The organism is Eubacterium sp. SB2, assembly GCF_001244405.1.
Taxonomy (GTDB): Bacteria; Bacillota; Clostridia; order Lachnospirales; family Lachnospiraceae; genus Faecalicatena; species Faecalicatena contortus_B.
This window is the reverse complement of record NZ_LN865153.1, coordinates 2,260,595-2,273,712: the sequence shown is the minus strand read 5'-3', so window position 1 is coordinate 2,273,712 and position 13,118 is coordinate 2,260,595. Positions and strand designations below refer to the sequence as shown.

2 protein-coding genes are annotated in these 13,118 nt (G+C 42.8%); both read left to right on the top strand.

Annotation, left to right across the window (positions count from 1 at the left end):
• The first annotated feature begins 1 nt into the window (after position 1).
• Entirely contained in the window at positions 2-4,234 is a 4,233-nt protein-coding gene (locus BN1938_RS22510) for a leucine-rich repeat protein (RefSeq protein ID WP_050642620.1), read from the top strand.
• Between the two features lie 312 nt (positions 4,235-4,546).
• Positions 4,547-13,009, top strand: a complete 8,463-nt coding sequence (locus tag BN1938_RS22500) for an InlB B-repeat-containing protein (protein WP_050642618.1) — start codon at positions 4,547-4,549, stop codon at positions 13,007-13,009.
• Positions 13,010-13,118 lie beyond the last annotated feature (109 nt).

Genomic DNA, 13,118 nt, shown 5'->3' with positions numbered 1-13,118 from the left:
GATGAGAAAGAAACTAACAGGGTTTATAAGCGTATTTTTGATCATATGTATGCTGGCAATAGATGTTGCCAGCGTACGTGCGGAGGATGTGCAGCAGTCAGCCGGATATTCTGAAGATGAGAAGTCAATAAGTGGTGAATCAGCAGATGAATATATGACGGGCGAGAACACGGCTGATGAGAATGTATCAGGCGAAGATGCAGCCGATGAAAACAAAGAAGACACGGAAGTATCAAGTAAAGATACCAGTATGGATAAGGAGGCAGTTGAGCCAGGGGCTGAGGAGGATACTTCCCAGGAACCTGCACAGAGTTATTCTTCCTTAGAAGCGGGCAGCCAAGAACCGGAACTGAGATCAGGTGAAGATGGAGTTACACGTACAGCAGGGATCTTAGATTCCGGACAGTTTGGAATACAATGGACGCTTTATGAAGACGGACTTCTGCTTTTAGAAGGGGAAGGCGGCATGGAATGGATGGCAGCCAATATACTGGAACCCTATAAAGAACAGATTAGATCCATTGTCTTTCAAGAAGGGGTTACATCAATCTGCGCCAATGCATTTGCTGGTTGTATCAATCTGACAAATGTGGTAATTCCGGAAAGCATGGTGAGCATACAAGATTACGCCTTTTCCAATTGCAGCAGCTTAACAACTTTTAAAGTGCCGCAGAACCTGACCAATATTAGTACGGATAATGCATTTAATGGGTGTATCAGCGTAACGAGCATGGATGTTGATCCTGAAAATACGCGTTATGCATCCATAGACGGCGTATTATTTTCCAAGAATATGGAATCATTGTTATGGTACCCCAAAGGCAGAAATGAAACATCATATACAATACCAGACGGTGTAAAAGGAATTGAGTGGAGTGCTTTTGAGGACTGTACCGGTCTGAGTCAGGTCAATCTGCCCGAAAGCCTTTCATACATAGGTGTCCGGGCATTTGCAGGATGTACCGGTTTAAAAAATATCCGGATTCCTGACAGCGTGGGCTTTTTCTATCAAGCGGCGTTTGCAAATTGTACTGGACTTACAGAGTTTCGGATACCAATATGGGCATCAAACATTGACTTTACAACATTTTCGGGATGTACTGCGTTGACAGACCTGACTGTGGATCCTGAAAACCAGAACTATATAGTTGAAGATCGTGTTTTATTTAATAAAGACAAGACAAAGCTCCTGTGTTACCTGGATAGTAATACCCGCGAGTCTTATGCTGTACCGGACACCGTTACTACGATTGGATGGCAGTCTATACAGGCGAAAAACAGCCTTACTACCATCACGATTCCTTCAACAGTAACCATTATAGATCCGTATGCATTTTATGCATGTGAGAGTTTGAAAGAGGTGATCATGAAGGGAAATGCTCCGGAAATTCATTCGAGTACCTTCGATGCGTGTTCCGAAGATCTGGTAATTTATGTACCGGCAGGTGCATCTGGTTACGATAAGGCTTCCTGGAATGAGTTGAAAATAGTATATGGATCGCCGGAACAAAGCTTTACGGTAAGCTACGATGCAAACAGTGGGAAGGATGCCCCAAAAGCACAAAAGAAAGTTCCGGGGAAAAATTTAAAACTCAGCACATCAAAGCCGGCCAGGACGGGATACACGTTTCTTGGATGGGGAAAAACGAAAACATCCAAAACCGTATCATATTCACCGGGTGCTTCTTATAAGGAAGACAAAAACATAACCTTATATGCATTATGGAAGCCCAATAAGTATAAGATAGCTTTTAACAGTAACAAAGGGTCCGGTAAAATGAGTACAGTAAGCCGTACATACGGGAAGTCGGAGGCGCTTCCGGCAAATCGGTTTACCCGTACATATTACCTGTTCAAGGGATGGAATACAAAGGCGGACGGCAAAGGAACATCTTATACAGACAAAAAGAGTGTAAAGAATCTGACATCCACGAATGGTAAGACCGTTACGCTATATGCGATGTGGGCGCCTCGTACATACAAAATAACATACGTTTTAGACGGTGGAAAAAACAACAGTGCAAATCCGGGCACCTATAAAGCAGCGAGTGGTTCCGGGACTCTGAAAAGTGCAGCCAAAAAGGGCTATACGTTTGACGGCTGGTATACAAAATACGATACTAAAACTAAAAAATACAGTGGAAAAATCTCCAGTATTAAAAAAGGTTCTACAGGAAATAAGAAATTATATGCAAAATATACAGCCAATACATATAAGGTAGTCTACAATAAGAACACGAAAGCAAAAGTGACCGGTACAATGAAATCTACCAGCCATACATTTGATAAGTCAGTAAACTTACCGTCAAATACTTTTAAGCGAACCGGATATTTGTTTCACTCATGGAATACGAAGTCAGATGGAAAGGGAGATAAGTATACCAACAAAGACAGTGTCAAGAATTTGACTTCTGTCAAAGGAAGGACAGTGACATTATATGCAATATGGAAACCAATCAGTTATAAAGTAGTCTACGATGGAAATAAGGCAACCGGCGGCTCAATGAAATCAGAGACTTTTACGTATAGTACATCCAAAACTTTAAGTTCGAATGCTTTCGTACGTAAGGGATACTATTTTACAGGATGGAATACGAAAGCGGATGGGAAAGGAACTAAGTATAGTAATAAAAATTCAGCAAAAGAAATGAGCACAGCCAATGGAAAAACAATTAAACTGTATGCGCAGTGGGCCAGTACAAAGGTGAGTGTAAAATGTGCGGTGTCTTCATTCAAGACAGGGAATAAGTATACACTGAAAGCCACAGCAACTAATAAAGAGAAAGCATTTCTATGGTCAAGCAGCAATAAAAAGATAGCAACAGTAACATCTTCAGGCGTCGTTGCTTTCCATTCTCCAGGAACGGCCACAATAACCGTGATGACGAAGGATAAAGGTGCGTCAGCTAAATTAAAAGTAACAGCGAAAGGAAAGTCATATATTGCAACTTCGAAAAAAGTGGTTAAAAACAGTAAAGTGTATCGGGGAGTTTATGTATCCGAATGGAAAAAGCAGTATACAGGCAGTGGCAGCCAGGTCGATCAGAAGGAGTGGGGGCTGGAGAAAAAAGAAAGCATAACACATACAGCAAAGTGCAGCATGAATATATCTTTTGGCTCGTTAAAAACAGCACTTCAGTTGACAAACGCAAGAGAATCAATAAAAACAGAGACCAATTTCGGCATGGTTTCTAAAAATGCAGCATATGCGGCCCTTTATATACGCGATCGGTATGAACTGTATGAATTTCAGTCACAGACTATTTATACTTCCTCATTTACAAAAGAAGAGTTGGCAGCAGGCTCTGCTAAAAAAGAAACTTTGAGGATACCATTGGAGGCAACTGCGGATGACTATAAGTGGGTGTATAACAAGAACTATGTACCGCCGCTTGTGGAAGTGAAGATTATCGGCCCTACAGCGGTAGAGAAAAAAGTGCCTGTAAACCGCATGTATCTGGACTGTACCAGCATGACTCTCAGAGCAGACTCGCGATCCAAACTGGATAAAGAATATCAATTGAGCGCATTTGTACTCCCGCAGTCCGCGTCAAATAAACAAGTAAAATGGAGCAGCAGTAACTCTGGTATTGCCTCTGTAAACAGCAGCGGCAAAGTCACTGCTAAGGCGGCAGGAACCGCAGTCATAACAGCAACGGCAGCTGACGGAAGCGGACAGCGCGCGGTATGCCAGGTTATAGTGAACGGGAATAATAATCCGCTGGGAGACACAGCAGGCCTGATGAGAAGCTATGAAGTAAAAGAGCCGCAATATGGAAACCGAATAACCGTGTACAGACGAAAAACGGATCCGATATTCATACGGGAGCAGGGAGAACAGACCGCTTACAGACAATATATGGGAGAAGAAACGCTTCGGACCTGTTCCGTAAGCGCCAGCGTTGAGATTCCATTTGTACAGATCAGAGATGCGCTGAAAAGCAATCTGCAGATAAATTATGACATGACCCGGGAAACAATAGATATGAGATATTCGGGCCGGCTTTCCAATAATACACTGCAGAACACCTACGTTTCCTATTATGCGAAGGAGACATATCAGGAATATACATATAAGATATTAACCCATGAATACGACTCCGCCGGAAATATCGTGAATACAAGAGAATCCTTCCATACAATGCTGCTTCTGGACGAGGGGGCTACACAGGAACTCGGGTGGTACGCAAATGGAAATCTTGCTGAACATAGAACAACAAGAGAAGGGATTTAGCCAAGTTTTCAAAAATTAAAATTGAAAAAACGTAAGGATTAAGAATGGCAAGGAGCTGTCGGGAAATGACAGGCCTAAACAGGGGAGACAATGACTCGCATGCGTCACTGTCTCCCCTGAAATTATCTAAAAAAGAAAGCTGTCGGTTAATACAAATTAAGATAATAAAACTTAATAAACGATCGCATGTCAGGCAATATTGGGCAAAAAAATGGACAAAATGGCAGAAAAATCACAGGGAAATTATGGTATTATATAAGTATAGTTGTTAGAACTGTTGACACAACAGTAATTTATAACAGGAGGTCAGACATGAGGGAAAAAGGGAAGAGACTGAAGATTAAGAAAATTATGGCGCTGCTTCTGGCAATTGCTTTGACAATGACGAGCGCAGACTTTACGGTACTTGCCGCCGGGGCGGACGAGAACCCGGCAGCAATCACAGCAGCCGCAGAAGAAGGTGAGATCCAAACACCGGAGGATACATATGTGGAAGGAGAAGGGGCGAGTGCAGATACGAAGTCTGACACCCCTGCTGAGGTAAACGCAGCGGATGAGATGCGCACAGCAGCAGTGAACTGGCTGTCACTTCAGGGAATGCCGCATAAAACTACATATATAATAGGCCAGGATATGGCAATGGATTATACGGGGCTGGGCGTCTGCCTAGGATACATGGATGGCGCCGAAGAATATGTATACGATGGCGCCACTGTATCTGAAAGAGGAACTGAGATTGTATATGATGAGTCTGCTATTGACTGGAATAATCTCCATCCAGGTTCCTATGAAATCATAATCAAAAGCGGAGACAACGCCAGTGAGAGCTTCTCCGTCAACTTTATCTCGGCGGACAAGCTTACCATAGCTTTAGGAGAGCCTCTGTTTTTTACAACAGATCCTTCTAAGGAATATACTATTATGGAGTTTACTCCGGATAAAACTGGTGACTATATTTTTTCACTTGAACTATCGCCAGATAAAACGATTCCCATGATGATTGCTGTTGATGAGCAATGGAATAACATGTCTATTGGGTCCAATACTGTGGAAAATACATGTTGTTTAAGTTTAACCCTGGAAGCCGGAAAAAAATACTTCCTTGGAGTAGCTTCCGAAGGCGGATTTTCGGCAACTGCAACGGTTGACACAATTCGTTCTATTCAGTCGGCAGAATTGATGACGCCACCCGAAAGAAAAAGATACATGTCATGTTCCCGGGGATCAGAGCCGTTTATAGACTTTACTGGGATGGAGATCAGGATAACCTTTACCGATGGAACGGAGGAAAGGCTGCTTAATGGGGACATACTGCCAGATGGCAGGGGGAGTTCCTATGGTTATAGTTTTGATTGGGATGACCCGGGAGAGCATGAAATAAGCTTTCAATACGATAGGAATACGGCTGTTAGTGTGCCGATAACAATCGTAACGCCGCAGGAATTTTTGAAAGAGCTGGAATCCCTTGAGGAAAACAAAGAGACAGCCATTCAGTCAAACTCGGACAGGCTTTACAGGGATTTCAAGTTCACGCCAACCAATTCAGGGACCTACAAGTTTAAGATGAAAACCGAGGAATTTACCTCAGATCCCTGGATAACCATTAAATCTGCCGAGAGCGGAAATATACTGATGGATAGAGGGGGCAGAGCAGTATCATTTGAACTTGAGGCTGGGAAAACTTATATTGTAATGGTAGATGCGCGGTCTGAAAGCAGGGCAGCAACCGTTACGGTAGAAAGAGTTATGGGAGTTACCGACATTCAGATTCTGAGTCCACCGAGTATAGAGAATTACCTGCAGGGAAATTGGAATGGCATCAACTATTCGGGGATAAAAGTAAAAGTTACTTATGAGGATGGCAGTTCCGAGGAAATCAACAGTGAGGAACAGCTGAAGGATGGGGGATATCTAAGTATTACTAATGATATTAATATAGATGTCCCCGGAACATATTATATCTATATGTCTTGGGGAGAGATAACGGATAAGGTACCTGTTTATGTTTTGACAGAAGAGGATTACCTGAAAGATCTGCCCCATGTTCCACTTGATAAGAGTCTTGATATAACATTAACCGGAGATACCAAACAGTATGTTATTGAGCCTGAACAAAGCGGCGATTATATTTTTACATTTAATGGACAGCGTGAGGATCTTAACGGGCTAAGTAATGTCTCTGTCTTTGACCTGTATGGGGAGTGGATACCTTCGGTTTGGGAATGGGCGGAAGACTGTGTTCGCGTAAGTTTGAGCTTGGAAGGCGGTAAAAAATATTTAGTTGGCATATGGGGCGAAGAAGGTGTTCCGTTGTCAATGCATGTCTCAAAGGCAAAAGATGTCAAAAGCCTGGAAATTCTGACAAAACCAGATAAAACAAAATACGTTGTATTGTCTCCGGAAGATTACGGCGATGTTGACTTTATAGGTCTGACTGCAAGGGTAGTTTATGAAGACGGGGAAGAAGAGATACTGTCAGCTTATCAGACGGGAGAAGATGGACGGCGTTTACAGTTGGACAGCAGCGAAGTAGATCTTGAGAAACTGGGTGAGTATCAGGCCAAAGTTTCTTTTGGAGGGAAGAGTTCTTCTTTTACCATTCAAGTAATAACGGAAGAGGAGTATTTGAAGCCCTATGTCCGCTTAAACGAGGGGAACGGGCAGAGCTTAGAACTCCCGGAAGGTGTTAGCAAGTATGTGTTTACCCCCCTCACCTCTGGGGCGTATGTATTCTGTTTAAGTGGATTTGACGGAAACAGTACGGCATATATTGAAGTAACAAATACAGCTGGTAATTACGTGCCCCAGTATAATTATTCGGATGCGGAATGTTACAGTACTACGGCAGTTTTAGAAGCCGGGAAGAATTATATATGCTGCTTTACAAATACCACGGCCAAAGAGTATATGTTCTCGGCGTTTAAAGCAAAAGATGTAGAGAGTCTTGAGATTGTAACGAAACCGGTAAGAACGGATTATATGGTGGGTGAAGAAGAAATCCACACAAAGGGACTGTCAGTAAAAGCGGTCTACAACGATGGCAGCGAGGAATTATTGCTGGCGGGTCAGCCAGCAGCTGATTACAGATGCCTGCAGATCGACATGGGGGATATTGACTTCTCAATGCCGGGTGAATATCAGGCGGGGGTATCTTTTGGTGCTATTAGAACCATGTTTGCAGTTCATGTCTTGTCACAGGAAGATTATCTGAAAAAATTGGACAGCCTGCAGCTTGGAACAGAAAGAACGCTGAATCTGCCGGCAGGAGGAAAAGACTATGTAATAACACCACAGGCCTCAGGAACATACATGGTGTCTTTAGCGCCATTTACTGAAGAATTTAATGTATACAATGACTTTGTGATTCGGGACATGTCAGGAAATAGACTGACACATGGGCTTGATAATGCTGACGATAGATATTCTACATCCGTTGAGCTGCAGGAAGGAGCACATTATATTGTCAGATTTACAAACGAAACGGAAGCCGATATTTCTTTCACGAGTTTCAAATGCAAGGATGTACAGTCACTGGAAATTGTAAATAACCCATACAAGACAGAGTATTTACAGCAAGATGGAGAATATTGGGGCAATATCCAATACGAAGGACTGCGTATCCGGATTCAATATACGGATAACTCAGAGGAGACAGTCGGCCCATACCAAGCTACGAAGGAAGGCCGATGGCTGATATATGAAGACAATATAGATTTTACGGAGCCGGGAGCGGATTACAACGTTATAGTTTCGTTGGGCGGAAAGTCTGTAGATATTCCAATAACTGTGCTGTCACGTGAAGAATATATAAATAGGCTGGAGACGATTTCTCTTTCTAAGACTCAAGTCCTGGATATGAAAGCTGGAAATAATGAATATGTGATCAATCCTTCCGAATCGGGAAATTATACATTCAGGATATTGGATGCGGAATATACCGATTTTTACGGTAATTTTGATTTGACTGATTTGAATGGAGTGAGCCAGATCAGTGACTATAGATGGTCTAATTTCTACTATTTTGCAGAAGCTAAGCTGCAGAAAGGCCATCAATACATTTGCCAGTTTACAAATTCAGAGGATTGTAAGATACAAATTAAAGCAGTTAAGACGAAAGCTGTCAGTAAGCTGGAAATTAACAATCAGCCTGAAAAAACAAATTATCTTGTGAGTGAGTATGAGTTTGGGTCAGTGGATACAAAAGGGATGGATATCAAAATAACTTATGAGGATGGCTCCAGTGAGATTGTTCAGCCCTATGGATATACTGCAGATGACAGACAGCTTAATGTAACCTACGAGCAATTTGATTGGCGCGAGGCAGGGACATATCCAATTACAGTTTCAGTGGATGGGAAATCAATAAGTTTTGATATTCATATTTTGCCTCCTAAAGACTATCTGGAACTATTGGAACGTCTGGAAATGGAAAAAACAATTACTTTGTCAGCAGGCAATGATTACGGCCAGAAGGAGTTCAAATTTACACCTTCAGAGGATGGTAATTATATAATGTGTGCAGATCTGGTGAATAATACTTCTGGAAATATATCAATTGGAGTTCTTAACCAAGAAGGGAAAAGACTGAGTAACCAGAGCGGCAGCACTGTAAATGGACAGGTCAGGCTGGCTGCGGAATTAAAAGCAAATGAGACTTATATTTATAAGTTAAACTATTCGGGGGATATTAGCTTAAAAATGATCCGGGGAAAAGAGGCCGGCAAGATCAAGCTACTATCACTTCCGTTAGAAACGGAATTCCAGGTTGGAGGGAGAACTTCGGATATACCGCTGGGAACAGGAATTGTTGCAGAAATAACGTATAAGGATGGAAGTAAAGAACAGCTTAAGCTGGGGCAAGTAAGTTCTGAAGGTATACCTCTGTATATTGATTCCAGCCAGTTAAATTGGAGTGAGCCGGGAATATATACAGCAAAAGCGGTATTTGCAGGTATCTCAGCTGATTTTAATATTAACATATTAAGTAACGAAGCATATTATGCAGCGTCAGAATCTTGGGATATGGCAGACAAGAGCACCGTTCAGGAGGCAGGAAAAAAACAGAAATTATCTTTTACACCTGCAAGTAGCGGATATTATCGTCTTATAGTTGATACATTAGGTGAAGTTCCGGCCGCCTCTATAATTTGTGACGATACATATAATATAATGTCCTATAGGATAAAGCAATCAAATGATTTTGAGATAGGCAGATTTAAAATGGAGTATATTATAAAACTGACTGCCGGAAAACAGTATTATCTACAGATTATAAATAATTCTGTAAGTGCGGGGATTGCATATCAGTTAGAACTTGAAAAGATGCCGGAAGTTAAATCCATTTCAGTAAATACAGATCAAGTAAATTTGGTTTATATTGCGGGGACTTCATCTCAGACTTTTGTGGCGGAAAAGCTGGATGTGGAAGCAATTTATGCAGATGGAACAAAAGAAAAGCTGACAAATGGCATGTATGAACTGAATTTGAACTATAATGCAAATATACCTGGAGTATATCCTCAGACAGTAAAGGCTTTTGGCAAGGAGGCAAATTTTGAACTTAAAGTTATTCGGCCCCAGGACTATCAAAGCATACAGGAGATAGAGCTGAATGAACTAAAGACACTAACACAGGATACAGGAGGGGGTAAGAGTTATCACTTATATAAATTTATTCCTTCTGAAAGTAGAATGTATTATGTGAATATGCAATCCGGCAGCTACACTCAACTAGCGGTATTAACCGGCAGCGGTAATACAGTGCGACAGACCAATTATAGTGGTAGTGTTGGCATTGACCTGATTGAAGGAATTACATATTATATATTTGCAAATATGTCAGATAGATCCGCATCATATGAGATGAAATTTATGATTTCAAATGCTGATCTGCAGGTTGTAAATCTGAGAGAGACAGAGTATACAGGTGAGGAGTTCAGACCGCAGGTTAAGGTAGTGCTGGATGGAAAAATACTGACTGCAGAAGATTACACCGTATCTTATGGAGACAATATAGATGCAGGGATCGGATACGCCTTGGTTAAAGTTAAAGGCCAGAACGCCCTTCCGTCAATGAAGAGTTACTTCAGAATATACCAGAAAAGTTTGTCGGGAGATGATGTGAGCGGCATATCAGCCCAGGGTTATACGGGACAGGAGATATGCCCCAAGCCTGTTGTTGCGGTAAATGGCAGGGTACTGAAGGAAGGAACGGATTATACACTAAGATATTTGAATAATGTGGAAGTCGGTACTGCACAGGTATCTGTCATAGGCAAGAATAATTATACTGGTGTCGTCAAAAAAACGTTTGAGATTCAAGCCGGCGGTACCATCAAATACGAATTAAACGGAGGAACAAACAATAAAGATAACCCGGATGCATACGGCGATGCAGGTCTTACTTTAAAGGCGCCTTCCAAAAAGGGATATACTTTTGTAGGATGGTATACAGATTCAAAGCTGACGAAAAAGATTACGCAAATTCCAGGAAGTCCGAAGAAAGATTATGTTTTATATGCAGGCTGGAAGAAAATAACGCTTGGAAAAACTTCCATCAGCAGTCTTACGAATTCAGGAACATCTGCACTGAAAGTAGAATATGGGACAGTGAAGGATGCTGAAGGATATGAAGTAAATTATGCTGTTAACAGTGTATTCACGAGTGGAAAAACAATTGAATCTTCAAAGTTAAGTGCGTCTATCACAGGGCTGAAGGCAGGAACGACCTATTATGTACGGGTCCGCGCATTTAAGACTGATTCAACGGGTGAGAAAGTCTATGGAGATTATTGCGCATTTGAAATGTATAAAACAGCGCCGGCTGCACCGCAGATCAATACGGTGACAGGAGGAACAAACAAGATTACAGTTTCATGGGATAAGGTCACAGGCGCTTCCTATTACGAAGTATACATGGCAACCAGTAAAACAGGGACTTATTCTAAAATAGCAAGCGTCAAGTCAGGAACAACCAGTTATGCAAAGAGCGGGATTTCAACCGCAAAGACTTATTACTTTAAAGTGCGTGCTTACACTACTTTAGACGATAGTAAGATATATGGTTCTTTTGGAACCATTAAATACGGAACCACGGCTACCGCGGCGCCGGCTATCAGTTCGGCAGCAGGCGGGTCTGGGAAAGCAACCATAAAATGGGGGGCTGTAACCGGAGCAAGTGGTTATGCAGTATACATGGCTTCGAGCGCAAACGGAACGTATTCAAAACTCACAACAGTAAGCAGCAGTACATTGAGCTATACGAAGACAGGTCTATCTGCCGCAAAGACTTATTACTTCAAAGTACGGGCCTACCGTAAAGGGGAAGGGGTGAATGTTTACAGTTCCTACAGTGCGGCAAAGAGCGCAGGAACGGCCCCGGCGGTGCCTCAGATCTCCGCATTAACCGGAGGAACCGGCAAGATTACATTGTCCTGGAAAGATGTCAGTGGCGAAAGTAAATACGAAGTTTACAGGGCCACAAGCGAGAAAGGAACTTACAGCAGGATTGCAACTTTAAATGCAAATACAACTTCCTACACGAATAGCGGACTTTCGGCGGCAAAGACCTACTATTATAAAATTCGTGCATACCGAACAGTAAACGGGGCCAATGTATACAGTTCATTCGGGTCTGTGAAATATGGCACAACAGCCCCATCTGTTCCCGCAATTACATCAGCGGCAGGCGGAACGGGCAAGATTACTGTAAAGTGGAAAGCAGTGACCGGAGCAAGCGGTTATGCATTGTATATGGCATCAAGCGCATCCGGTACTTATTCAAAGGTTGCGGCATTAGGCAGCAGTACGCTCAGTTATACAAAGACCGGATTATCTGCCGCAAAGAACTATTATTTTAAAGTACGCGCATACCGCACATCAGGCGGAGCCAATGTTTACAGCGGGTACAGCAGTGCGGTCAGCGGCGGGACAGCTACGGCAACTCCGCAGATTGCTGCAGTGACCGGAGGGACTGGAAAGGTTACGCTGACCTGGAAAGATGTCAGTGGCGAGAGTAAATATCAGGTGTACCGTGCAACAAGCGAGAAAGGGACATACAGCAGAATCGCTACCTTAAATGCTAATACGAAGTCTTACACAAACACCGGACTTTCCGCAGCCAAAACTTATTATTATAAAGTCCGTTCCTATCGTGTGGTCAATGGGGCTAATGTATACAGCTCCTTCGGAAGCGTTAAGTATGCAGCCACAGCGCCGTCCGTACCGTCTATTACATCGGCCGCAGGCGGAACAGGCAAGATCACCGTAAAATGGAAAGCAGTAACCGGAGCCAGCGGCTATGCACTGTATATGTCCACCAGCGCATCCGGCACCTATTCTAAGGTAGCAGCATTGAACAGCAGTACATTGAGCTATACAAAAACGGGACTGTCAGCCGCGAAGAATTATTACTTCAAGATCCGTGCTTACCGGACAGCAGGCGGAGCAAGCGTATACAGCGGATACAGCAGTGCGGTGAGCGGGGGGACGGCAACGTCCACCCCTACAATCAGCAAGGCGGCTGCCGGAAAGAAAAAGGTGACGTTAACCTGGAAAGACGTGAGCGGAGAGACAAAATACCAGGTGTATATGTCTGACAGTAAAAACGGTACATACAGTCTGGCAGCAACCTTGAATGCAAATACAAAGTCTTATACCAAAACGGGACTGACAGGCGGAAAAACATATTACTTCAAAATCAGAACCTATCGAACCGTGAATGGGAAAGCGGTATATAGCGGCTTTAGCTCTGTAAAATCAGCAATACCGACATAAGATTAAATCTAATGGATCAGGCGGAATTGCCCCATATCTTCTGCGTAAGATGGTGCCAATTCCGCCTTGATTTTTTGTTCGGCTCAGATCCTGATATTTTTTATCGGGC

Coding starts and splice junctions, on each gene's coding strand:
- BN1938_RS22500 (WP_050642618.1), top strand. CDS start 4,547: ATGAGGGAAAAAGGGAAGAGACTGAAGATTAAGAAAATTATGGCGCTG.
- BN1938_RS22510 (WP_050642620.1), top strand. CDS start 2: ATGAGAAAGAAACTAACAGGGTTTATAAGCGTATTTTTGATCATATGT.